Origin of the sequence: Rhizobium albus (assembly GCA_030160035.1) — a bacterium.
Classification (GTDB): domain Bacteria; phylum Pseudomonadota; class Alphaproteobacteria; order Rhizobiales; family Rhizobiaceae; genus Georhizobium; species Georhizobium albus.
Genome location: BSNO01000001.1, coordinates 1,017,849 through 1,040,165, shown reverse-complemented (window position 1 = coordinate 1,040,165; position 22,317 = coordinate 1,017,849). Strand labels below are relative to the sequence as shown.

The 22,317-nt window shown below is 60.1% G+C and carries 22 protein-coding genes, 1 other RNA gene and 1 pseudogene; 2 read left to right on the top strand and 22 right to left on the bottom strand.

What is annotated here, in order from left to right:
* Positions 1-4: 4 nt before the first annotated feature.
* From QQL76_RS04970 to QQL76_RS04920, 11 genes are all read right to left on the bottom strand, one after another.
* Positions 5-1,438, bottom strand: coding sequence for a UDP-N-acetylmuramoylalanyl-D-glutamyl-2,6-diaminopimelate--D-alanyl-D-alanine ligase (locus QQL76_RS04970; RefSeq protein WP_499206632.1), 1,434 nt, complete (start codon positions 1,436-1,438; stop codon positions 5-7).
* Complete coding sequence (locus QQL76_RS04965) at positions 1,435-2,901, bottom strand: UDP-N-acetylmuramoyl-L-alanyl-D-glutamate--2,6-diaminopimelate ligase (RefSeq protein WP_499206631.1); 1,467 nt, start codon at positions 2,899-2,901, stop codon at positions 1,435-1,437. The genes QQL76_RS04970 and QQL76_RS04965 overlap by 4 nt, the downstream gene beginning before the upstream one ends.
* A 129-nt stretch (positions 2,902-3,030) precedes the next feature.
* Positions 3,031-4,710: a peptidoglycan D,D-transpeptidase FtsI family protein gene (locus tag QQL76_RS04960; protein WP_499207116.1), complete on the bottom strand. Its 1,680-nt coding sequence runs from the start codon at positions 4,708-4,710 to the stop codon at positions 3,031-3,033.
* 26 nt (positions 4,711-4,736) lie between these two features.
* Positions 4,737-5,099 carry a cell division protein FtsL gene (gene ftsL / locus QQL76_RS04955; RefSeq protein WP_126009426.1) on the bottom strand — a complete coding sequence of 121 codons (363 nt, stop codon included), beginning with the start codon at positions 5,097-5,099 and terminating at the stop codon, positions 4,737-4,739.
* Positions 5,100-5,103: 4 nt separating this feature from the next.
* On the bottom strand, positions 5,104-6,138 hold the full coding sequence (gene rsmH / locus QQL76_RS04950; RefSeq protein ID WP_499206630.1) for a 16S rRNA (cytosine(1402)-N(4))-methyltransferase: 1,035 nt from the start codon (positions 6,136-6,138) through the stop codon (positions 5,104-5,106).
* Positions 6,138-6,575, bottom strand: coding sequence for a division/cell wall cluster transcriptional repressor MraZ (gene mraZ / locus QQL76_RS04945; RefSeq protein ID WP_499206629.1), 438 nt, complete (start codon positions 6,573-6,575; stop codon positions 6,138-6,140). Before mraZ ends, rsmH begins: the two co-directional genes overlap by 1 nt.
* 367 nt (positions 6,576-6,942) lie before the next feature.
* An RNA gene (rnpB, locus tag QQL76_RS04940) (RNase P RNA component class A) lies at positions 6,943-7,349 on the bottom strand.
* A gap of 174 nt (positions 7,350-7,523) precedes the next feature.
* Entirely contained in the window at positions 7,524-8,099 is a 576-nt protein-coding gene (locus QQL76_RS04935) for a lytic transglycosylase domain-containing protein (RefSeq protein WP_499207115.1), read from the bottom strand.
* Between the two features lie 370 nt (positions 8,100-8,469).
* Positions 8,470-9,234 (bottom strand): N-acetylmuramoyl-L-alanine amidase, encoded by a 765-nt coding sequence (locus QQL76_RS04930; RefSeq protein WP_499206628.1) that lies wholly within the window; start codon positions 9,232-9,234, stop codon positions 8,470-8,472.
* Positions 9,235-9,245: 11 nt separating this feature from the next.
* Positions 9,246-9,956 (bottom strand): J domain-containing protein, encoded by a 711-nt coding sequence (locus tag QQL76_RS04925; RefSeq protein WP_126009418.1) that lies wholly within the window; start codon positions 9,954-9,956, stop codon positions 9,246-9,248.
* Between the two features lie 148 nt (positions 9,957-10,104).
* Complete coding sequence (locus tag QQL76_RS04920; RefSeq protein ID WP_126009416.1) at positions 10,105-10,284, bottom strand: hypothetical protein; 180 nt, start codon at positions 10,282-10,284, stop codon at positions 10,105-10,107.
* Positions 10,285-10,658: 374 nt separating this feature from the next.
* Between QQL76_RS04920 and QQL76_RS04915 the strand changes: the two are divergent.
* Positions 10,659-10,709: pseudogene (locus QQL76_RS04915) on the top strand (hypothetical protein); the annotation flags it as partial.
* Here QQL76_RS04915 and QQL76_RS04910 read toward each other — a convergent pair.
* Positions 10,686-10,808 (bottom strand): hypothetical protein, encoded by a 123-nt coding sequence (locus tag QQL76_RS04910; RefSeq protein WP_499207144.1) that lies wholly within the window; start codon positions 10,806-10,808, stop codon positions 10,686-10,688. The pseudogene QQL76_RS04915 and the gene QQL76_RS04910 sit on opposite strands and share 24 nt — an antisense overlap.
* On the opposite strand from QQL76_RS04910, the gene QQL76_RS04905 reads away from it, so the two are divergent.
* Positions 10,807-11,013 (top strand): hypothetical protein, encoded by a 207-nt coding sequence (locus tag QQL76_RS04905; protein ID WP_499207143.1) that lies wholly within the window; start codon positions 10,807-10,809, stop codon positions 11,011-11,013. The two genes, QQL76_RS04910 and QQL76_RS04905, sit on opposite strands and share 2 nt — an antisense overlap.
* Before the next feature lie 111 nt (positions 11,014-11,124).
* Here QQL76_RS04905 and QQL76_RS04900 read toward each other — a convergent pair whose 3' ends face one another.
* The 10 genes from QQL76_RS04900 to QQL76_RS04855 form a co-directional block, all read right to left on the bottom strand.
* Complete coding sequence (locus QQL76_RS04900) at positions 11,125-11,844, bottom strand: SH3 domain-containing protein (RefSeq protein ID WP_499206627.1); 720 nt, start codon at positions 11,842-11,844, stop codon at positions 11,125-11,127.
* Between the two features lie 55 nt (positions 11,845-11,899).
* Complete coding sequence (gene csgH, locus QQL76_RS04895) at positions 11,900-12,274, bottom strand: curli-like amyloid fiber formation chaperone CsgH (protein ID WP_499206626.1); 375 nt, start codon at positions 12,272-12,274, stop codon at positions 11,900-11,902.
* Between the two features lie 2 nt (positions 12,275-12,276).
* A complete protein-coding gene (locus QQL76_RS04890; protein ID WP_499206625.1) occupies positions 12,277-12,984 on the bottom strand; it encodes a hypothetical protein in 708 nt (235 codons plus the stop codon).
* A gap of 40 nt (positions 12,985-13,024) precedes the next feature.
* Positions 13,025-13,540: a hypothetical protein gene (locus QQL76_RS04885; RefSeq protein WP_499207114.1), complete on the bottom strand. Its 516-nt coding sequence runs from the start codon at positions 13,538-13,540 to the stop codon at positions 13,025-13,027.
* Between the two features lie 160 nt (positions 13,541-13,700).
* The gene (locus QQL76_RS04880) at positions 13,701-15,128 is read right to left on the bottom strand and encodes a hypothetical protein (RefSeq protein ID WP_499206624.1); all 1,428 of its coding nucleotides are present in this window, start codon (positions 15,126-15,128) and stop codon (positions 13,701-13,703) included.
* A 57-nt stretch (positions 15,129-15,185) separates the two neighbouring features.
* Positions 15,186-16,439 (bottom strand): hypothetical protein, encoded by a 1,254-nt coding sequence (locus QQL76_RS04875; protein WP_499206623.1) that lies wholly within the window; start codon positions 16,437-16,439, stop codon positions 15,186-15,188.
* A gap of 135 nt (positions 16,440-16,574) precedes the next feature.
* Positions 16,575-18,071, bottom strand: a complete 1,497-nt coding sequence (locus tag QQL76_RS04870; RefSeq protein ID WP_499206622.1) for a beta strand repeat-containing protein — start codon at positions 18,069-18,071, stop codon at positions 16,575-16,577.
* Positions 18,072-18,664: 593 nt separating this feature from the next.
* Entirely contained in the window at positions 18,665-19,840 is a 1,176-nt protein-coding gene (locus tag QQL76_RS04865; protein ID WP_499206621.1) for a CsgG/HfaB family protein, read from the bottom strand.
* A 30-nt stretch (positions 19,841-19,870) separates the two neighbouring features.
* Entirely contained in the window at positions 19,871-20,314 is a 444-nt protein-coding gene (locus QQL76_RS04860; RefSeq protein WP_499207113.1) for a curli production assembly/transport component CsgF, read from the bottom strand.
* A gap of 228 nt (positions 20,315-20,542) precedes the next feature.
* Positions 20,543-22,168, bottom strand: a complete 1,626-nt coding sequence (locus tag QQL76_RS04855; RefSeq protein WP_499206620.1) for a putative bifunctional diguanylate cyclase/phosphodiesterase — start codon at positions 22,166-22,168, stop codon at positions 20,543-20,545.
* Positions 22,169-22,317: the final 149 nt, after the last annotated feature.

Below are 22,317 nucleotides of genomic sequence, written 5' to 3'. Positions count from 1 at the left end.
CTCTTCAATCGCCTGAATCGGCTTCCGGCACGGCCGGAAACTTGTCAAGCAAAGCGGAAACGACCGCGCCGAAGCCGATCCCGAGTGATGATTTGACCATGATGGCATCGCCCGCATGGACGGCCTTGGTCACGAGAGGCACGAGTGACGCGGTGGTCTCGCGATACTCGCATGCGATTTCGGATTTCAGCGCCTGTTCGAGCGCCTTCATTTCCGGCCCGGCAAGATAGACCCGATCGATCTTCGCCTTCTTCAGAGGCTCGACGAGTTCCTCGTGGAGCTTGGGCGAGAAGCGGCCGAGTTCGAGCATGTCGCCGAGTACGGCGATGCGCCGCCCGTTCGGACCGAGCGTCGCATGACCGAGCAGCGCGATGGCCGCCCGCATGGAGGCAGGATTGGCGTTGTAGCTTTCGTCGATCAGCGTGAAGTTGCCCGACCCGTTCTTCAGCCGGTACTGTGCGCCACGACCCTTCTCTGCCCGGAAGTCGGCCAGTGCGCCAGCAATCTTCGCCAGGTCGGCACCAACGAGATAGGCAGCGCCGAGCACGGCCAGAGCATTTTCGACGACGTGCCGGCCGGGGGTCCCGATCTTCACCGCGACATCCTCGTCGCCGATCCGCGCTGTCAGGCAGGAGCAGGTCGCATGAAGCTGGACCCGTTCAAGCCGGAAGTCGGCCTCCCGGCTTTCGCCGAAGCTGTGGATATGCGCGACAGCGGCTGCGTCGGCGCCGTCGTGCAAAACACCGAACTTCTCGTTGTCGCGGTTGAGAATGGCATGTCCATCCGGCTCGACGCCGAGGAAGATTTCCGCCTTGGCGGCGGCGATCTCATCGAGGCTCTTGAAGTTGCCGAGATGGGCGGCGGCAATCGTCGTGATGATCGCCACATGCGGGCGGACCATCTTGACGAGAGGCGTGATCTCGCCCGGATGGTTCATGCCGATCTCGAACACGCCGAAGCGGCAGTCGGCCGGCATGCGTGCAAGCGTCAGCGGCACGCCCCAGTGATTGTTGAAGGACGCAACGGCCGCATGGGTCGATCCCACGGCCGAAAGGCAATGCTTCAGCATGCCCTTGGTCGTCGTCTTCCCGACCGAACCGGTGACGGCGATGATCTTCGCCTTGCTGCGCGCCCTTGCCGCCTCGCCGAGGCGACGAAGCGCGTCCAGCACATCGTCCACCACCACCATCGGCGCCTGGATATGCCCCAAGGCCGGCAGCTTGTCCTCGCCGACGACCAGCACGGCGGCACCATTGGCAACAGCCGCGCCGACGAAGTCATGCCCGTCGAACCGGTCGCCCTTGATCGCGAAGAACGCGTCGCCCGCGCCTGCCGTCCGGCTATCGATGGAAATGCCGGTAATGCCGCTCGGCATGTCGCCGACAGGGCGTCCATTTGTTGCTTCGATAAAGGATTTGAGCGTCCAGAGCGGTGTCATTGCGCATGCGCTGCGAGTGCAGCCCTTACCTGTTCGTGATCGGAGAATGGGAGTGTCTTGTTACCGATCGTCTGGCCGTTCTCGTGGCCTTTGCCAGCGACGATGAGCGTGTCGCCTTTCTTGAGGAGGCCGACGGCTGCGCGGATCGCCTCTGCCCTGTCGCGGATCTCCGTTGCACCAGGAGCAGCAGCCAGGATCTCGGCACGGATTTCCGCAGGCACTTCCGAGCGCGGATTGTCGTCCGTGACGATCACCACATCGGCAAGCCGGGTTGCGATTTCGCCCATGATCGGGCGCTTGCCGCGGTCTCGGTCCCCGCCGCAGCCGAAAACGACGACGATGCGGCCCGTCGTGAACGGCCGCACTGCTTTCAAGACATTTTCCAGCGCTTCGGGCTTGTGCGCATAGTCCACATAAGCGGGAGCGCCTTCCTGCGTGGTGCCGACAAGCTCCAGTCGCCCCGAAGCACCTTCGAGCCGCTCCAATGCCGCCATCGCCTGCTCCGGCGCAACGCCGGTCGAGATCGCAAGACCGGCCGCAACCAGCGCGTTGGACAATTGAAAATCGCCGGCGAGCGGCAGGTCGATTTCGTAGATCTTGCCGGCATGGTGGACTTCGGCGAGCTGCCGCTGGCGCTGATGCTCGACACGCTTCAGGGTAAGGAAATTTCCACCGCGGCCAACGGTGCGCACATCGAGCCCGGCATCGCGCGCGGCCGAAATGACCGGATCGGAATAGGCATCGTCGGAAAAGATGATTGCGGGCGCGCCCTTCGGCAAGAGAGCCGTAAACAGGCGCAGCTTGGCGTTCAGATAGTCCGTGATGTCGGCATGATAATCGAGATGGTCGCGGCCGAGATTGGTAAAGCCGCCGGCCTGCAGCGTCACGCCGTCCAGCCGGTGCTGGTCGAGCCCGTGGCTCGAAGCCTCCATCGATGCATGCGTCACACCTTCCGCGGCAAGCTCCGCCAGAAGGCGATGCAGTTCGACCGGATCCGGTGTGGTGAGGGAGCCATAGTCGTTGCGGGTCGGAGAAACGACACCTGTCGTCCCGATCATCGCGGCCGGCAATCCAACGCTCGCCCAGATCTGGCGCGTGAAGGATGCAACGGACGTCTTGCCTGCCGTCCCTGTGACGGCAACCATCGTCTTGGGCTGAGCGCCTGCGATGCGCGCTGCCGTTCTTGCCAGAAACGCACGTGGTTCCTTCACACGGATTGTCGGTGCCGTCACGGTCAGGGCTGCATCGTCAGCGGCGACGATGGCAACAGCGCCCCGCGCCAGCGCATCCGCCACATAGGTCGCGCCATCGGCCTTGGAGCCGGCAAGCGCCGCAAAAAGATAGCCGGGCTGGACTTTGCGGCTATCTGAAGCGATGCCCGCAACCTCCGGATTCCCGTCCATCCCCTCCGGCGTCTCGATACGCGCTTGCGCGTCGATGCCGACGAGTTCCTGAAGTCTCATAGCCCACGTCCACTGGTTGCCGCCCCGCTCGATGCGCGTCGCGATCCGCGCGACGGGGCGTAAGTCTGGAAGGATCGGACGGCAGATGCCGTCAGATCATGTACGCGTCAGGGCGCCGTTCATTGGCGCTCAATAAGACACCAGCATGGCAGAGCCATCCTGTCCGTATTTGGGCTGCACGCCGAGCAGCGAAGCGGAGCGGCGAATGATTGCCGACACCGTCGGCGCGGCGTTCAGACCGGCGGTTGCCGAGTGCTGCCCTTCCTCCGGCTTCGGCTCGTCGATGACGACGAGAACCACATATTGGGGTGCGTCCATTGGGAACGCGGCAAGATACGCGTTGAAGCGCACGTTGCTGGAATAACGTCCATTGACCACCTTTTCCGCCGTGCCCGTCTTGCCGCCGACCCGGAAGCCTTCCACGTCGGCGCGGCGTCCGGAACCTTCGAGCGAGTTCAGGCGAAAGAGTTCGCGCATGTCGGCGCTGGTCTGAGGGTTCACCACCTGAACCGCGTGCGCCATCGCTTCTGCTTCTGTACGCGGCAGGAAGGTCGGCTGGATGAGCTTGCCACCATTCATCAATGCAGCTGCAGCGACAGCCGTCTGGAGCGGTGTTGTGGTGACGCCATGGCCGAACGAGATCGTGATGGAATTGATCTGCTTCCATTCACGTGGCTGGAGCGGCATGGCGACTTCAGGCAGCTCTGTTTGCATCCGGGTCAGAAGACCGAGGCGCGTCAGGAATTCCTGATGGCCCTGAACGCCGACGACTTCTGCCATCTTCGCAGTGCCGATGTTCGACGAGTAGATGAAGATTTCAGGCACACTCAGCACGCGGTGCTTGCCGTGGAAGTCGCTGATGGTGTGACCGCCGATCCGGATAGGACGCGACGCATCGAAGCTGTCGCCCATCCGCACCCGGCCGCTGTCGAGCGCCATCGCCGTCGTAAAGGTCTTGAAGGTCGAACCCATTTCGTATGTGCCCGCCGACATGCGGTTCATACGATCCTTCTCAAGAGCCTGAGACGGGATGTTCGGATTATAGTCGGGCAGCGACGACATGGCGATGACTTCGCCGGTATGGATGTCGAGCACAACGGCGCCGGCCGCGATTGCATCGTACCGTTCCATCGCAGCAGCCAACTCGTCGCGCACGATGTGCTGAACGCGCAGATCGACCGACAGCGCGACCGGCTCCATCTCCTCGTCGACCGTCATGCCGAGGTCGAAGAGATCGGCAAGTCCCTGGCTGTCGAGATACTTTTCCATGCCGGCAATGCCGCGATTGTCGACATTGACGTGACCGACGATATGCGAGGCCGTCGTTCCACCGGGATAGAACCGGCGCTTTTCCGGACGGAAGCCGATGCCCGGAATGCCGAGCGCCATGATGTCGGCCTGCTGCTTCGGCGTGAGCTGACGACGCAGCCACTGGAAGCCCGAATCCGACGACAGCTTGCGATGCGTGGTGCGGATGTCGAGATCCGGCAGCACGGTCTGCAGTCGTTCGATCGCCTCGTCGGCATCGACGATGCGGCGCGGTTCGGCATAGAGCGAGACGGTGCGGATGTCGGTTGCAAGGATTTCGCCATTGCGATCGACGAGGTCCGGGCGCGATGCAAGCAGCATGTCCGCCCGCGGAATGCTCGCAGTCGCCTGATCGTCGGCCATGCCGTATTGGACGAGCCGGCCGCCGATGACGACATAGAAAGCGCAAAAGCAGAACATCGCGATCATGACGCGCGACTTGGCCTCGCGGCCGCTGCCCTTGCGCGCGGTCAATGCCGCCTGACGGCGCTTTTCCAGCATGCGGTTGAAGATGTCGGGCTTCTTCATCAGCGCACCACCGAGCCTGTGATCGTGGGATCTGCGAAATCGTCGAAATCCTGCGCGATGAGCTCTTCGATCTGCAGCAGTTTCTGCGGCAGCTCGTTTGGCTGCGCAATCTGCGGCGGATCGATGTTGCCAAGCTGCAGGTCTTCCTGGAACCGCGCGACAAGCTGCTCGAGCCGCACTGGCTGGTTCAGCAGGCTCCAATCGGCTTCGAGCAGATCGATCGTCTGCCGCTCGAGCTGGATCTGCGCCTGCAGCGCACGAACTTCACCGAGCTTCTCCTCGGCACGATGCTTGATCTGATAGGTGACGGTCGCCGCCCCGATCATCGCCACCACCAGGAAAAAGTTGAAGGGCTTCAGCATTGTCTCATCCACCAATCGCATCAAGTTCGGCCAGGTCCGGCAGGCCGAACACTGACATGTCCGCGCGCTGCGCTTGCGCCTCGGTCCGTTGACCGCATCTCAATTTTGCCGAGCGCGCGCGGGGGTTGTCCGACAGTTCCTCGTCACCCGGCGTGACCAACCCCTTGCCCACGGGCACAAAGGTTGCCGCAATCAGTTCGACCTGCGGCAGATGACGCGAGCCGCCGGCCTTGCCGCTGCGTTCGGCAAAAAACCGCTTCACGATCCGGTCTTCCAGCGAGTGGAACGTCACGACGGCGAGCCGACCGCCGGGCTTCAGCGCACGTTCCGCAGCGATGAGAGCCGCAACGAGTTCGCCGAGCTCATCATTGACGTAGATGCGCAGCGCCTGGAACACGCGCGTTGCCGGGTGAATCTTGTCCTTGGCCTTGCGCGGCGTAACGGTTTCGATCAGCCGGGCGAGGTCGCGCGTGGTGCTGAACGGTTCTTCGGCGCGCCGCTTTTCGATGGCGCGAGCAATGCGCCCGGCCTGGCGCTCTTCGCCGAGGAACCCGAAGATGCGCGCGAGATCGCCCGCCTTCAGGCGGTTGACGACATCAGCCGCGGAAACGCCCGCGCGCTCCATGCGCATGTCGAGTGGACCATCCTTCTGAAAGGAAAAGCCGCGATCAGCCTCGTCGATCTGCATGGAGGAAACGCCGATATCGAGAACGACGCCGTCCAGGCCACCCTCTGGCGCAAATTGGTCGAGAAGCGAGAAGCGAGACTGGTGAAGCGAAAGCTTGCCTTTCCAGGCATCGACCAGCGGCTGGCCACCCGCGATTGCACCGGGATCGCGATCCAGTGCGACGACATCGGCGCCGCGCTCAAGCAACGCGCTCGTGTAGCCGCCTGCCCCGAACGTGCCGTCCAGGATCACCTTCCCGGCCTCGGGCTGCAGCGCATCCAGCACTTCCTGCAGAAGAACCGGGGTGTGGCGGGCTGGTCCGCCATCAGCGTCCGGCCGGCCGTGGCCGGCGAAATCGCCTGTGCCCGCCATCACCCCGTAGCTCCCGCCGATGCGATCTGCGCCCGCGCCGCATCCTGCATGCGCTGGAAAGCCAACGGCTCCCACAGCTGGAAATGATCCGACCGCCCGACGAAGGTGACCTCGTCTGAAAGATTGGCATAGTCGCGAATAAGGTCCGTGATCATCAGTCGCCCTTCCCCGTCCAGTCGAAAGAACGAGCCGCCGCCGTGAATAAGCAGCGACAATTGCTGTGCCCGCGGAGAGAAAGGATCGAGCGTTGAGATCTGCCGCTCGTAGCGATCGAGAATATCCGGCCCGCCGAAGCAGAACGCCGGATAGAGAAAATCCTGAAAGCCGTAGAGATCCTCGATCGACTGCCGCGCCATGACCGTGCGGAAGATCGCCGGCACGGATACCCGCCCCTTCGCATCGATCTTCTTGGTCTGGCTGGACAAGAACCGGTTCATCGCTTGCCGCGTTCATGTCCTGCTGCACGGCCCATGCCATAAGTCCCCCGAAACGCCGACGATGACACACGCAAACGACACCACCCGAGACACTCGCAAGCCTCGGCCGCCCCAACGCATCCGTACGGAATGTGAACAATGATCGGGCAGCGACGCGCCCTTCAAAACTGTGCATTTGGGATAACATGGGACATTTTGGGCGTCAATGGGAACGCTCCTTGAAGTGGCGACGCAACAGCACGGATTCCGGCATTCGCGATGATGCGAAAACATGCTTAAGGAACGGTTACGAAGAGCCGGCAAACCGTTGCGCCGACGACGTTTGCCGCCGAAGTCGGACCGCTCACGCGCTCTGTTTTGCAGGGAATTTGCCAGTCGGCCTGTAAGCCGGGTTCTGTATGGCCCGACGTCTCGAGAGACGCCGAACGCGGCAGCCATTCATCTGGGACGAAACTTGCGTTTCGCCTCGCGCAACCCACCCGGATGACCGGCCCGGAAACGGGCTGGCCGCCCTTTCAGGCGGCCGCGTCATCCCTATTCGGTCTTGCTCCCGGTGGGGTTTACCGTGCCGTCCCTGTCGCCAGCGACGCGGTGGGCTCTTACCCCACCCTTTCACCCTTACCTCGCCTGAGCGAGGCGGTTTGCTTTCTGTGGCACTTTCCCTAGGGTCGCCCCCGCCGGACGTTATCCGGCACCGTGTTTCCGTGGAGCCCGGACTTTCCTCACCCCGCGGCCTTTCGACCTTTTGCGGAGCGCGGCTGCCCGGCCGACTGGCGGCTCCTGATAGCCTTGAAAGCCATCTCCGGTCCAGCGCGTTCCGACCGGTCGGGCTGCAAAAACGGAACCGGGCCCCTCCGTGAGGAGAGACCCGGCCTGTTGCCCCAGACATCCGAGCGCGAAGCGGTTAAGCCTCGCGTCCGAATTCGGGTATCGAAAATCCGTCAGAGATCACTGAAGAAGTGCACTCACCTTGCTGCAATAGCGCGCCGAAACCGGGTTCATACGCTTGGCACCATGGCCGGCATTATACTTCAAGATCGTTCCGCAGGTCGAGCCGTCGCTGAGGCTCTGTGCCTTTGCGAGGTAGCGCATTCCGTACTTGATGTTGGTTTCCGGATCGTAAAGAGCGCTGCGCGAACCGGAGTAACCCATCATCCGTGCCGTCGACAGCTTCAGCTGCATAAGGCCGATCTCGCCAGCCGCTCCGGTCGCGTCCGAACGGAAGTTGCTTTCGACGCGAACCACGGCGTGTGCGAGGCTCTCCGAGATGCCATGCGCTTCAGCATAACTCGAAATCAGGCTGCCATACGGATTGGCAGCGTAACCGGAAACACGGGTCTGCTCCTGGATCGGCTTCTCGGTCGTTTCAGTTGCTGCGCCTTGGTTCGATGCAGCTTCCGTCGCCGCATCGGCTTCTCCAGCATCGTCGCTTTCAGCGGCTTCCTGCTCAGGCTCGGCGGCGGGACGGGTCGGACGTTCGACATAGCTATCCATGACGGGTCCGTGCTGCGACTGGTGGAACATCGGCTTGACCGCCCGTGCCTCGGATGAAGCCGCTGCGGCGGTTTCTCTCGCTTCGCCAGCTGCATCGGTCTCTGCCAATGCCCAGCCTGCGACAAGCACGTTCAAAAGGGCTGCCGACGTCGCCGTCAGTACAAATTTCATCAGTAATATACTCCACAGAACAGGAACGAGCCTGCCCTATGGCAATAGGCAACGCCCCCGAAACACCCAGTTCAGACCAGTCACAACCACGATGCCCCGAGGTCTCGTGACCGGCCACGACAATGGCGAGGGATGTATAGGGCTCTGGAGGGCGAGTTTATGACCCGCCAAATAACAACATGTTGCAGAATGTTAAATCGCCTATTGTGCATATGACGATGCAGCGAATTTATCTGTATTTTGGCAATGCCTGAAGCAAGCGATGCAATGTATCTATCGTTGAGCTGTCGGCGATCCCGTCAACCAGAGCGGGCCGGAAATGGCGTTGGAACGCTTTGGTCACCTGCTCGGTCGCGATGCCGAACACGCCATCGATTTCAATGCTGTAGCCATAAAGCGCGAGCATTGACTGATAGGCCTCGATCGGCGCACCGGCATCGCCACGCTGAAAGAAGCGCCCGCCGGTGATGGGCGCCGGCTCAACATAGTGCCCGATGCCTGCCCGAAACAATTCGGCCCAGGGAAATTTTTCGCCAGGATCATGTTTTCGGGATGGCGCGACGTCGCTGTGGGCCAGAATCCGCTCAGCAGGAATGTGGCGACGCCGGCCACAGTCGATGGCAAGCGCCTTGATCGTCTCGATCTGGGGCGCGGCAAATTCGGGATATCCGAAATCATGCCCGGAATTAGCGATCTCAACCCCGATCGACCGGCTGTTGATGTCGGGCACACCATGCCACGCGCTGATGCCCGCATGCCAGGCGCGCTTGTCCTCCGGCACGAACTGCAACAGCGTGCCATCGAGCTTCACGAAGTAATGGCAGGAGACGGAGCTTTCGGCGATCGTCAGCCGCTTGATGGCGGCATCTTCATCTTCCATCCCGGTATAATGCAGGAGCAAGACGTCGATCGGACCGCCATCCACACGATCGTTGAAATTCGCGGCAGGGTGCACCGCGCTGACAAGATCGCAGTCGGGGGCGAAGGGTTCCAAATGACTTTCACTCATGCAGCGATGCGGTCTCGCTCGATCGCTTCGAACGCTGCGTTGAGCTTCGCGGTGCGGTCCGTGGCGATAGTGATGAACTCTTCCGGAACGCCACGTGCCAAGAGCCTGTCAGGATGGTTTTCTGCGACAGCGCGGCGATAACGCCTCTTGATCTCGGCGAGGTCGGTGTCTCGTGTGACGCCAAGGATCAGATAAGGATCGAAGCCATCGACATGGACGTGCCGCGCCATGATGCGGGCGAACTGGTCTTCATCAATGCCGAAGATCTCGGCGACCCGCTGCAAGAACCCAAGCTCGCGCTCGTGAATGGCGCCGTCGGCCTTGGCGATATGGAACAACCCGTCGAGAATGTCCTCGAGAATGAGACAGCGCTCTTCGCCGCCTTCGCAGAGCCCGCGCAGCCGTCGCGCATAGTGCTCAAAGCCCGCAACGTCCTGCTTGGCGAGGTTGTAAAGCCGCGCGACGTTCTCTTCTTCCTGCTGAGGGATCGAGAATATGTCCCTGAAGGCCTGCACTTCAGCATTGCTGACAACGCCGTCGGCCTTCGCCATCTTGGCGGAAAGCGCGATCATCGCCACGGAAAAGGCGACACGGCGGCGCGTCTCCGGATCTCCTTCGAACAGCGTGCGCACGGCCTCGATGACACGAGAAATGGCGTCAGAAGCGGCGTCGCCGACGAGTTCGATGAGTCTGGCCCAGAAAGACATCGCCAGAAACTATTCGATTTGAGGGGACGAATCGAGATGGAAAGTTGCCTCACCTGCCGCATCGCAGCAGAGCGCGGAAGAACACAAAAAAGGCCGGCGCAAACGCCGGCCTATCTTGGCTATCCGCCGAAGCGGAGAGCGAAGGGTATTACTGTACCGGTGCCGGTGTAACGGCCGGATCTTCAGCCGGTGCGGCCGGGGCTGCAGGCTGTTCCATCGGCGCCGTGTTGTCGACCGAACCCGTTGCATTTTCATCGACGTTGTCGCTGCAGGCAGCAAGGCCCAGCGTGGAAACGACAAGCGCGGCAGAGATCAGAAACTTACGCATTTTATTGCTCCTTTTTCTGTATTCGATAGCGCTACAACGGAAGATGTAGTGATGCGTTCCCGGCGAACCAGGTAGTTCCGTAACAACAGAGGTTACACATCGAAATATTACTCCAAGCAACAAGGCGTGACCGCGGGATCGCGGTGGAGCACGGCTGGACAGACGCGTCTACTAGCGGCATCACAAGGCACAACGAAAGCGTGGGAACGACGAGCTTATGCAGGCTGACTGAGACTTAAGGGGCGATCGGGGCGGCACGTTCACGGACATCATCGGACGGTCACCAGACGGCACGCTGGTGCAGAAGAAGCTCGAAGCTGGAACGCCGCGCGCGGCTGATCGAGCTCAACGAGCGCGTTCGCGCCGACGGCACGGTGGAGCATGTCTTCGAGCCGGAAGCGCTACCGAACGACCTGAAGGCGGTGCGAGACGACGGCATCGACGCGGTCGCGATCGTCTTCATGCATGCCGGGAACTATCCGGTGCAAAGCGACAGTCGACTTCACCGGCACGACATCGGTCATGGCCAACAATTTCACTGCGCTGGAACCCGTGACGCGAGTTGCCGTCCTCTATTGGGTGGCGGCGACGGCGAATGCAGCAAGACCGAAGTGCCGCAAGGACGGATTGACCGAAACGCTGCGCGCGTCCGACCAGATAATGCTACAGCCCGGTGAAGCCGTGATTGTCACGACACCGACAGCGGGCGGCGCAGGCTGCACGGCATAAGCCGGCACCACTGAAATCAGATCGCCACGGTCTCGCTGCCGATGCCAGTGGCGATAATCATTCTCATCATTTGACGAAGAGCGTGGCCGGCAAGCCGCACTCTATTCTTGTTCAGCGCGCGCAGCCATTCACATAGGTCAGTGCGGGCCACTGACCGCGGCGAACAACCTGTTGGCGGATCCACGCGCCCGTGTCTGCCACCTGGGCACGGCACCAACGGCCATCCGATGCCTCGAGGCATTGCTCGAGCGCCACGCAGGTATTCTGCGGAATGGTCGCGACGACATTCGCGTCCGGCCTGGCTTCGGCACGGGCATTAAGATCGACAAGAATGCGGGCTTGCGGCAGGTCGTCGTCATCGAAAGCCGGCGCTTCCAGGGCGGCGACTTCGGCACAGGAGGCCGTGTAGCCGAGATAGATGCAGGTGCCTGACGAGATACCCGCTGCGGTGATGGCACGGCCCGGTGTTCCGGCCCGTTCGAAGATCACGGCGCGGCCGTCGGCCGTGTCGCCTGTCATGCGCGTTTGATTGCCGCCAAGCCGCACACGAATGGCGCCTTCAGAATCGAGCAGCGCCAGCTGATTGTTGACGATGCCCCAGCCACCAAGATCGACAAGCGGCCCGGCGCAGCCGGTGGTAGAGACGGTGTAGCCGATTTCGTTGCGCGCTTGGTCAAGCACTACCTGGCACTGGCCGCTTGAGCTCAAGGACGGCTCGAATGTCAGCCAATCGCCCGCAAATGCCGCGATGAAATCGGCTTCCGTCTGCGCCGCCGCTGGTGCTGCGAACAGGACTGCAGCCGCAAGTGCCAGTGCGTTCAAAAACTTCATGGACAACCCCACCCCAATAAAACCGACCCGACACGTAAACGTCGGAGAAATCGGATCAATAGCGAACTTCAGAGGAAGAACGCGACACCACGATGCCGTTCTGGCTGACTTCGATCGTTGCCGAAAGCGCGTCGCCGCGCTGAAGATTGAAGCCCATCCGGCCCACCGCCTGGGTTTCGCCGGCCGCCAAGGTGACCGCATTGCCCTGGCGAGTTGCGGCACGACCCGAAGCACCCTCTTTGATAACGCTGAGCGCCACGTCATAGGTGCCGGCAGTCACCGCGGTCGCACTCCCCGTGACGACGACGGAACCATCTGTAGCCTCGATCGAAACGAAGCCTTCGGCAGCCCGGTCCTGCGACACGGCCGGAGCCGATAGTCCGACGGCTGCAGCCGCCAGAAGCATGCTGCGGAACGAGCCCCACGACATCGTCAGTTGCCGGTGCCGAAGCCGGTTTGCGTGATCGTTACCGATGCGGCATTCGAGATGACACTGACGCCCTGACCGTTGACCGGTGCAAGATTGTTCCCAGCCTGGATGACAGTTACCGAGGTGCCAACGCCGTCCACCACAACCGTTCCGCTGTCGTTGTTGCTGCCAAACTGACCGATGAAGCCTTCATTGCCGCCCGAAACGGACAGGTTAGCATTATTGCCAATGCCCACTTGGAGCACGGAACCGGTCGAGCCGTTGCCGAAAAGATCAAGCGTGGCATCATTGTTCAACCCTGCCTGGGCGACGCTGCCCAATAGGCCGGAGCCATCGGCATTGACGTTGGCGGTGTTGCCGATGCCTGTCTGCACGAGGCCGACATCATTGATCTGCGACGACGCAGGGCCACCGCCCAGGATGGTCACGGTCGCCTCGTTGTTTCCACCGCTCTGCAAGGCAGTCTGCGACGTCGGAACATCGATATGCAGAAAATTCGTCAAGATCGTCCCGCGTCGGCTGGAAGCCGTGGTGGCACCAAGCACCCGCCCGATCGTCAGGCCTCCGACGCGGCTGTTTTCCGCTTCCGACTGATCGATCATCAACTGGTTACCGACACCGCTCTGCTCGATGTACACTTCGTTCTGCTGCGCGAGCGCCGGCATCGCGATGCCGGCAAATGCCGCGGCGAACAGGCTGGATCGGATCATTGTGTCGGCCCCTCGAGATTGCCAGGGCCGTTGACGGCCCCTACCATGAAGTCTGGCTAATACTGACTATATTGCCGTTTCCATTTTGAGAAAAGGCCGCAATATTGTTTTGGCCGATTTGTTGAATGGAAGCCTGGTTGTCTAGACCGCTGATCGATCCCGACGCTGAGTTCAAACTGCCCTGTTGCACGAAACTAAACAGGTTTCTCATCCCGAACACCGACAGCGACACGGCATTGTCGAAGCCGGACTGCGCGATAAGCCCCCCATCGGGCATATCGCTGCCAAGCGTCACATTAAGGCTGTTTGGCGCCAAGCCCGGGGCAAGCGTGCCTGACCCGTTGCCATCGCCTTCGATCCAGACCCTCGCCTGATTGCCTGACTGACTGCCTGCGCCAGAGAAAGTCTGCACGATTTGCAGAACATTCTGAGAGCCAATAATGTCCACTGAAGCGGAATGCGCCAGAGCCTCTGCAGGCAAAATGACGAGGTTGTTGGCGAGAGCCGGGCTTGAAAACGAAAGCGCCAAGGCGCCGAATGCGAGGACCGGTACCATCTTCACGTGGCTTACTCCCACTGGGTTGCGTGAGAGAAGCATGCAGGAAGCAAGTTAACGGATTTTGTTTTGAAAATACCCTTCTAAACTTGTTCTATTGAGATGATTAGCGGAACTATAATTGGATTTCGAAATTCGATTGATCCAATTAGCACTTTATTTACTGCAAGATCAGCACGGCATTGCCGCTGCCAACTTGACTGAAGTTGGCGATATTATCATCGCCCGTTTGAACGACGAGCGCCTGGTTGCCGCTGCCTTGCATGAAGCCGACAACCTGGTTGCGCGCGCCTTCGGAAAGCACCGCGAAGAGATGATTGTCGCCGATCACGTCGAGTTCGATGCTGTTGTCATCGCCAACTTGGCGCAGCACGCCTGGTCCCAACCGACCGATGCCCGGCGCGCTCGACGCTGCAAGGAGCGGTTCGGCGAAGCTCCCGCGCGGCGCGTTGTTGAAACTGCCTTCGATCGCAACGCGTGCGACGTTGCCGTCACCGGTCTGCGTCAAATCAACGACATTGTAGTCGCCGAACTGAAGGATCGCGCCCCGGTTCCGATCACCATCCTGCACGGAGGAGAGAGAGTTGCCGTCGCCGAACTGAGCAATGGCGATCTCGTTCGCGTTGCCGTCTGAAATGGCACGAATTTCATTTCCGTCACCGGCCTGCGTGAAGCCGTAGAGATTGTTGCTCCCACCGGTGGCAAGAAAGCTCAAGGTGTTTTCCGAGCCGAGTTGGAACACCTGCGCCTGTCCAGGCGCCCGGACTGTCGGAAGCCCCCTTGCAAAATTCGATAAACCGTTTGCGCCGTCGGATCCGTTGGCATCGCTTTCGAAGCGCAATTCAGCGATGTTGCCTCCTCCGCCCTGAACATCGTTGTTCTGCTCAACGATATCGACGAGGTTTCGAGCTCCATCATGATCAACGGTCAGACGATTGCCGGCACCCCACTGCGTCACCGTTCTGACTTCGTTTTCACCATTGATCTGGTCGATGACGACACCATTGTCGCTACCATTCTGCCAGATACGACCGATGATATTCCCGCCAATCCCGTTCTCGTCCGCCTGCGAGACATCGACGCGGTTGGCCAGGCCGGCAGTGAAATTGATCTGCACGATCTGCTCGATCGCCTGGCCTAACCCGGTCTCGCCTGAAACCTGCGTCACGGTCATGAAATTGCCGACCGAAGAGCGGCCGGTTGCTGCGATCTGCCCCGTCGCCCCGATCGAATTGGCGGCGTTGGGATTCAGATTGCTTTGATCGACCACCAACTGATTGCGATCGCCCTCCTGGTTCGGACCAAAGACACGAAATTCGGGAAAAGGCGACGTGAGCAGCGCCCCGAGAGAATTCGAGAAGCCGAACTGATCGACCGTCAGCGTGTTGCGCGCACCGAACTGGTTCAAACGCAAAATGTCGGCATTCTCGCCGACAAGATTGGAATTGCCTTCCTGATCGATCGTAATGGTGTTCGTGTCGCCGGTCTGACCGATATAGACTTGGTTGGTACCGAGTTCTTGGGCGTTGGCCGAACCCAGCGCACCGACAAGTGTGCCAGCCAACAACCAGCGGAATCTAAGTGTCATCACAACCCATCTCCAGGCATGATAAGGGGCCGGATGAGCCTGGCCCCTTGCATGTTCTTACTGCGTGATGCCGACGTTATTGTTGTTTCCGGTCTGTGTGACAAATGCGGCGTTCGCGTTGCCACTTTGAACAACGGCAAGCTGATTATTATTGCCATCGACAGCCGCGGCAATCTGGTTCTGATTGCCTGTCGACGACAGAACGAAAGCATTCCGGTTTCCGTCGATCGACAGCGCTGCCTCATTGAGGTCGCCAAACTGATTGATCAAACCTGAAGTCAAGCCACCCGCGGCAGTGAGCGCAGGCCCACTGAAGTTGCGCGAACCGCCATTGAAATCACCATCAATGAGCAGCGTGGCGCTGTTGCCGTTGCCGCCTTGTGAAGTGAGAACGCTGTTGAAGCCACCGTCGACACCAACGGACGCGACGTTGTCATCACCGAACTGAACAATTCCGATATCGTTGCCGATACCATCGACGGCGCTCAATTCGATCTCGTTACCATCGCCGCTCTGCACGGCACCCACCTGGTTTCCAAGACCGCCGATGGTGATGCGCCCAACGGTGTTGTTTTCGCCGGTCTGCGTGATGCCGAACTGGTTGCCAATTCCACCCACATCAAGGTCGATCGAGTTACCTCGACCGCTTTGAAGGAGCGACGATGTCTGCGCTCCCGATGCGGCTGCAAAGCCGGTTAGCGGATTCGTACGGAGCCCGTTCAGTGTTCCGGACATGCTCACCGTCACCGAATTTACGCCCGCTGCGCCGGAGCTCTGCTGCGAGACGCGATCCAATACGTTGAGCGTTCCTGTCTGCGTGATGTTCGCGACGTTGCTTGCTTCGGATGCCTTGCTCTGCAGAACGCTGTTGACGCTGTTTACGCCAAAGCCACTCTGTTGAATAGAAAGACTGTTGCTCGTCGTATCTCCAGCCATGGCGCTCTGTTGAAAAACTGCGCCCACCGTGTTCAGACCAGAGGTCTGCTCAATCGTCAAAACGTTCTGACGGCGGTCCGAAGGAGATGCTCCGCTCTCCTGGCGGATACCGACCGTGCCGTTCAGTCCATTAGCCAGTTCGCCGACGCTATTGCGGTTGCCCGATTGCGTGATAGTCGCATCGTTGCTGTTGCCGGCTTGCGTCAGCGGGCGCGAAGCCGTGCCTGCGGTGTTCACCCGGCCGCTCTGCGTGACGCTGACCGAGTTGAAGTTGCCAAGCTGATCGACGTCGCTCTCGTTGCTCTGCGCGAGCGCCAAGCCGGTTACCATCGTCAGTGCGGTTGCGGCCGCCAGGACCTTCGAAAAATGTGTCATGATAATTGTCCTTCCCATATCCCGGCCAGACGCCAGGCTGTCCGGTGCCTAGCGAATGCGCTTCAGAACAAAGCGGCTGCTCGGCATCATAGATTGAATGAGGAAGCCGGCGGGGTGATCCCGCCGGCCTGCATCTTACTGGCTGATGCCGATAACGTTGAACGAACCCGTCTGCGTTGTTGCAGCAGAATTGCTGTTACCAGTCTGAGCGATAGCGATCTGGTTATTCGAGCCGTCAATCACGCTGGAGATGGAGTTGGTCGCACCGGTCTGAGCGAGCGCGACCAAGTTGTTGTTGGACGGAACCGTGTTGTCACCGATCGACAGATTGACCGTGTTGCCAGAGCCAGCCTGGGATATCACCCCTGCCGTCAAACCAAGGGCAGCAGATGCACCGCCGGCAGTAAATGTGCCAGCGCCGTTGAACGAACCTGAAATGAAGACATCCGCGGAGTTGTCTGCAGTTTCACCACCCGACTGCTGGATATCGAACGAGTTCGAGTTTCCAGCTTCGATCTCGACCGCTGCCGAGTTGAAACCGTCCTGCGTCACTGTGATGTCGTTATCAGACGAACCACCGACAGTGCCGATGTTGATTGCAACATCGTTCACACCGGTCGACGAAACATTGACGTCGTTGCCATTGCTATCCGAACGCAAAACATTGAGCGTGAGAGTATTACCAACGCCGCCTGCGGCCAATCCTACCTGACGGATGCCGATGTTGTTGTTCGAACCTTCGATCGTTGAAATAGTTGCGCGATTCGAAAACACGTTGGCAACGTTGCCCTGAAGCTCGCCCTGCTGGAAGATGCCGAGTTGGTTGTCAGAGCCCGTGATCGTTACGACCCCGATCGAGTTGTTCGAGCCGTTTTGCGTGACGCCAAACGCATTGTCGTCACCCGAGATCGAGATCGAAGCAACGTTGCGAAATCCTGCCGAATTGAAGGTACCCTGAATAATAGCGGACGAAGTAGCGCCAGAAGCGGCAGCATAACCCGTTAGAAGGCTTCCACCATTCCTATCGCCACTTAAAGTTACATCTACCACATTGCGCCATTCGGCTGGGTGGCTGCCTCCATTCGAGCCTGCTGTCTGAAACACCCGGCTTATGGCGTTATCCGAACCGGACTGAACGATCGTCGCAGTATTAGCATTCTTGCCGTTTACCTGGTTCTGATAGACGGTGCCAATGCTGTTGCCACCCGTGGTGGCCGTACCCTGATTGATCGTCAGCACGTTCGTCGGGGAACTGCTGAAGGATCCCACGCCGATCTGCTCGATGGACCCGACCGTGTTGTTGGACGATTGCGTGATACTCGCCGAGTGCGAGTTGTTGCCAACCTGCCGGACGCCGTTTGACGTCGTGCCGACCGCAGTCTCGCCGACGGAGTTTTCATTGCCCGTCTGCGTGATCGTCAGCCGGTGACCCTGGCCGCTGGTGCGGGTATTGGTCTGCAGCATGCGGAGAGTCGCATTGCCGGCGGCGTTGTCGCTGCCGGACTGTGTGATGGCAACACTGTTACCGGTGCCCACCTGATCGATCTGCGCCTCATTGCTCTGCGCAAACGCAACGCCCGTCATCATCGACAGCGCGGTCGCAGCCATCATTACCTTCGTAAAACGCGTCATTGTCTCAACCTTCCCTGCGCGCTCGGCTTCCCCGCCGGCGCTTTTGACTTCGTTACTGACCCGACATGCGGGCAAGCATGGCTTCGCCGCCCGCCTAAAACGTCTGTCTTAAGCGGCGTGCCTCCCACACGGGGAAGCAGACATTTTGGGAAATCGGCGCACGCGATTCGGTGCTCGAAAATCGAGCTAAACCCTTTCGGTGCCTGATAGCCCCCCATTCGGAAGAGGGTAAACAAACCCTTAACCGAGCCTCAATCTAGGCGCGATCGAAGTCGGAGTCAAAACTAAACTGCTCTGACACCGCTCTTTACTCGGTATTAGCGTTAATTCAGCCAGCCTTATCTAAAATTGATGACAGTGATGCCGCGCCGAACCCAAGCATTCCACTGAACCACATGGCGAACAGGCGTCCTGAACGAATACAGATGCTTCAGAATGAAACTTCCACGCCGAGGTAACCGGCGTTAGACTGGATTTGTCCCAAATATAGCTGTCACAATTGTCACAAAATGCAAAAACGCCCGGCTCCAAGGAACCAGGCGTTGCTGTGCTTTAATTGTGGGCGGGCGCCTAAAATGAGGGCGCAGATCTTCTTACTGCAGGAGCGCCGCGAGTGTGTCGCCGCCGGCAGTTGTCGGAACCAGCGGATCGGTTTGGCCGAGCGTCTCACCCGGTTCCGGGGCCGGAGGCAGATCCGGACGAGGCGCCGCCTGTGCCGGGGCAGCCGCAGGAGCTGCCTGAACTGGTCCGCGCTGGCTGCCGGCATTCGATTGCGCACGCGGCGGGCGAATGGTGCGCACCTGGACGGGTTGCGGCGCACGAGCGACCGTTTCCGTGATCTGGTTTGCGTTCTGCGTGACGGGCGTCACCGGCGTTTCGGCCGCAAGCGTCAGCAGGTCCTGATATTTGCGGTCGCGATATGCAGCAATGAACTGCTGCCCTTGTGCCGGATCCTGGAAATTCCAGATGCCGATCGCCGCACCCTCGACGATCAGCGATTTGACCGCTTCTTCGATCGCCGACTCGACCGCGATTTGCTTCGGTTCGTTGTACGTGATGCCGGTTTCGGCCTCGAGCAGTTCATCAAGCTTGATGAAGCGGAACGCCCCACCCTGCAGGGCATGCGACGCAACCGCCTTACGCGTTGTGACCGTGGTCAACACTTCGCCCGTCTTGGTGGAAACGGCGCGCAGCGATACCGTCACGGTATCCTGGATATAGCGCTGGCTTCCGCCAATGCCGAGGAACCGCGCACCAATGCCGCCCGTCAGCGTGTTGGTGTCGTAACCGATGATGCCGCCTTCGATGATGATGCTGGCATGGAGAAGCGGCGGCAGGACATCTGCATTGACATCGTTCTCGTTGCGATAGATCCGCCGCATCTCCGTCAGGATCTGGCGCTCGCGCAGGAGGTTGTCCAGTTCGGTCCGCTCGAGAACGGTGAACCAACGCCCCTCGCCCGCATCCTGCAGAGCCTTGATGAGCATGGGCGCTCCGCCCTGCGTCACGGCGCGCGAAAGGGTCTGCACATTGTCACGCTCGCGGTACTGGCCAGTCAGATCGCCATATTCATAAACCGCAACGACGGTGCGCTCATTCGGTACGGGGATGCGACGCAAGCCGTCATTCGGACGCGTGACGGGTGCTACGACCGGAGCGGTATCGAGTGCCGTCTCCGTTGTGACGGCGCAGCCCTGCAGGAATAGGACGCCTGCCAGAACCGTGGACGCGACAACGGCGCGCCTCGCGGCGAAACTTTTTCTCATCATGTCTTGTGAGCCCCCCAGGCTCAAACCCGCCTAGTTTACGACAAGCTGCGGTACGACGATCTCGGTCACCGAGCCGTCGAGGAAATTCGAAATCACAAGCCGGATCGATTCAGGCGTGCGCTCGAAGGTGACTTCCGTATCGCCGAACTGCACGGTGCCGTTCTGCTGCGGATTTTCCCCGAAGATCGCATCCGTGACCTGGCTGGCGAGCGCGGATAGGAGACGGCCCTGCAACTGACGGACGAAGAGATCCGCATCGCTGTTGCCGCCGGATCCGCCCGAGCCGCCGCCAGAACCGCCACCCAGCAGATCATCGATCTCGGCATCGCTCGCGGTCGCGTCACGCTGCGCATTGGCTGTCGCCAGAAGATGACTGGAATTCAAAGGATTGCCGCCGAAGGACGGGTTAACGGGCGTATAAACCAGATCGCCAGCCAGCACGGGCGATGCACCCAGCGCCATCGCGCCCAGCATCACAGACAATAAGCGTTTCATTCGCCCCCCAGACAGACTACATCGTCAACTTTTGCCGAAAAAGCATGCAGTACTTGAAGATGTAAAGTGCACTACTGCACATTAAGTCAACTGGAAACCGTTTAGCAGGCCATGTGTTAATTGCGCCACGGTTAATTACCGCGCACGCAACAGTCGCTCAGATCGACATGTCAGAGCCTTGGCTTGCCAGCGAGAATGAGCTTCGGATCAGGCCTGATAGCGCTTGGGGAGCTTGACGATGGCTGCGCTGGCGGCAACGGGCGACGCATCATTTCTGCGTGGCCGATGGCACGTATCGGCAATGACGGACGGCACCTGGTCTACGGGTACGGGCCTTGAGAACAGGAAGCCCTGGACATCGCCGGCGCCTGCTTTGCGGATGAATTCCAGTTGGCTTTCGGTTTCGACGCCCTCCACCGTGGTGGAGATATCGAAGGCCTGCGACAGCTTCATGATGACGCCGACAAGTTCCGCCTCGCGCTCGTCCGTCAGCATGGATTCGGTGAACGACCGATCGATCTTCAGCGTGTCGAGCGGGAAGCACCGCAAGTGGCTGATGGACGAAAAGCCCGTACCGAAATCATCGAGCGCCAGTTTCACGCCGAGCGCTCTGAGGCGGGAAAGACTGCCGCGCACCACATCCACGTCGACACTGAAGAGAGATTCGGTGAATTCGATGGTGAGCCGCCGCGCATCGAGGCCGGTTTCGGCGAGCGTCCGCTCCACCATCGCCACAAAGCCCACATCCTTAAACTGCTCGCCCGCAACGTTCACCGACACACCGACATCGGCAGGCCATAGACTGGCATGGCGGCAGGCTTCCGCAAGCACCCATTTGCCAAGCGGCACGATCAGGCCCGATTTCTCGGCGACGGGAATGAACATGTCGGGACGAACGACAAGGTCGCCGCGTTGCCAGCGCAGCAGTGCCTCGAAGCCTTTGACCCGGCCAGTCTCCAGATGGACGATCGGCTGATATTCGAGAAAGAACTGCTGCTCCTCGATGGCAAGCCGCAAGTCCTTTTCCATCATCATGCGCTGCTCGGCCTCGTAGGCGAGCGTGCTGTCGTAAAGAACGAAGTGACTGCCGGGCACTTCCTTTGCGCGGTAGAGCGCCAGATCGGCGCGACGCAACACATCCGACATGGTCTTGTCGTCGGGGCCGAGCCACGTCACGCCGATGCTGCCGCCGGTCGCAAGCCTCAGGTCTCCCAGTTCGAACGGAAACGAGATCAGCGAAACGAGCGCATCGCAGAACGCATTGATGACCTTGGCAGACGGCCCACCACTCCACAGGATGACGAATTCGTCGCCTCCGAGCCGGTAAATTCCCTGCTCCGGACCGCTGGCCGCCCGCAGGCGATCGGACAGCGCAAGCAGGATCGCATCGCCGACATTGTGCCCCATCGTGTCGTTGATGAACTTGAACTTGTCGAGATCGAGCAGCATCAGCGCCGGCCGATTGTTCGGCCCGACACCCTCGGCGATCCGGTCGAGAACGTCGCACTCCAGCGCGTGCCTGTTCTTCAGCGATGTCAGGGAATCATGAAACGCATTGTGCTCGAGCGTATGTTCGGCTTCGATGCGGCGCTCCAGCTCGGCAACGAGCCGTGCACGCGATTCGCCAACCTTGAAGAAAGTGTAGCCCATCATCGCCGGGAAGAGCGCCACGGCCGTGTAGACGGGATTGGTCTGGACCAGCGACGTGAAAGGCTCAGCGCTTTGGATCACCGCTGCATCGTAGGCGAAGGCCGCTGACGTGAAAATCGAGCCGAAAGCAGTGCCAGCGAAGGCATAGCGCGCTCTTATGCTCGTAATGACGTCCGAAAGCATCCACCATCCCGATCTTCATGATCCCGATCGTGAAAAATCTACCATTTCAAGCATTAAGCATTGGTTAGCGTAGAAACTGGATAAAGTTTGATGAAGCGTTAAGGCAAGCCTCAAAATTTTAGAGGATGCTTGCAGACATCGTCGCCTTC

Coding starts and splice junctions, on each gene's coding strand:
- ftsL (WP_126009426.1), bottom strand. CDS start 5,099: ATGCTGAAGCCCTTCAACTTTTTCCTGGTGGTGGCGATGATCGGGGCG.
- QQL76_RS04905 (WP_499207143.1), top strand. CDS start 10,807: ATGGCCAACAATTTCACTGCGCTGGAACCCGTGACGCGAGTTGCCGTC.
- mraZ (WP_499206629.1), bottom strand. CDS start 6,575: ATGAACCGGTTCTTGTCCAGCCAGACCAAGAAGATCGATGCGAAGGGG.
- QQL76_RS04925 (WP_126009418.1), bottom strand. CDS start 9,956: ATGTCTTTCTGGGCCAGACTCATCGAACTCGTCGGCGACGCCGCTTCT.
- QQL76_RS04910 (WP_499207144.1), bottom strand. CDS start 10,808: ATGACCGATGTCGTGCCGGTGAAGTCGACTGTCGCTTTGCACCGGATA.
- QQL76_RS04935 (WP_499207115.1), bottom strand. CDS start 8,099: ATGTTCCACCAGTCGCAGCACGGACCCGTCATGGATAGCTATGTCGAA.
- rsmH (WP_499206630.1), bottom strand. CDS start 6,138: ATGGCGGGCACAGGCGATTTCGCCGGCCACGGCCGGCCGGACGCTGAT.
- QQL76_RS04865 (WP_499206621.1), bottom strand. CDS start 19,840: ATGATGAGAAAAAGTTTCGCCGCGAGGCGCGCCGTTGTCGCGTCCACG.
- QQL76_RS04860 (WP_499207113.1), bottom strand. CDS start 20,314: ATGCTGGGCGCGATGGCGCTGGGTGCATCGCCCGTGCTGGCTGGCGAT.
- QQL76_RS04900 (WP_499206627.1), bottom strand. CDS start 11,844: ATGAAGTTTTTGAACGCACTGGCACTTGCGGCTGCAGTCCTGTTCGCA.
- QQL76_RS04880 (WP_499206624.1), bottom strand. CDS start 15,128: ATGACACTTAGATTCCGCTGGTTGTTGGCTGGCACACTTGTCGGTGCG.
- QQL76_RS04875 (WP_499206623.1), bottom strand. CDS start 16,439: ATGACACATTTTTCGAAGGTCCTGGCGGCCGCAACCGCACTGACGATG.
- QQL76_RS04970 (WP_499206632.1), bottom strand. CDS start 1,438: ATGACACCGCTCTGGACGCTCAAATCCTTTATCGAAGCAACAAATGGA.
- QQL76_RS04965 (WP_499206631.1), bottom strand. CDS start 2,901: ATGAGACTTCAGGAACTCGTCGGCATCGACGCGCAAGCGCGTATCGAG.
- QQL76_RS04855 (WP_499206620.1), bottom strand. CDS start 22,168: ATGCTTTCGGACGTCATTACGAGCATAAGAGCGCGCTATGCCTTCGCT.
- QQL76_RS04870 (WP_499206622.1), bottom strand. CDS start 18,071: ATGACGCGTTTTACGAAGGTAATGATGGCTGCGACCGCGCTGTCGATG.
- QQL76_RS04890 (WP_499206625.1), bottom strand. CDS start 12,984: ATGATCCGATCCAGCCTGTTCGCCGCGGCATTTGCCGGCATCGCGATG.
- csgH (WP_499206626.1), bottom strand. CDS start 12,274: ATGTCGTGGGGCTCGTTCCGCAGCATGCTTCTGGCGGCTGCAGCCGTC.
- QQL76_RS04920 (WP_126009416.1), bottom strand. CDS start 10,284: ATGCGTAAGTTTCTGATCTCTGCCGCGCTTGTCGTTTCCACGCTGGGC.
- QQL76_RS04960 (WP_499207116.1), bottom strand. CDS start 4,710: ATGCTGGAAAAGCGCCGTCAGGCGGCATTGACCGCGCGCAAGGGCAGC.
- QQL76_RS04885 (WP_499207114.1), bottom strand. CDS start 13,540: ATGGTACCGGTCCTCGCATTCGGCGCCTTGGCGCTTTCGTTTTCAAGC.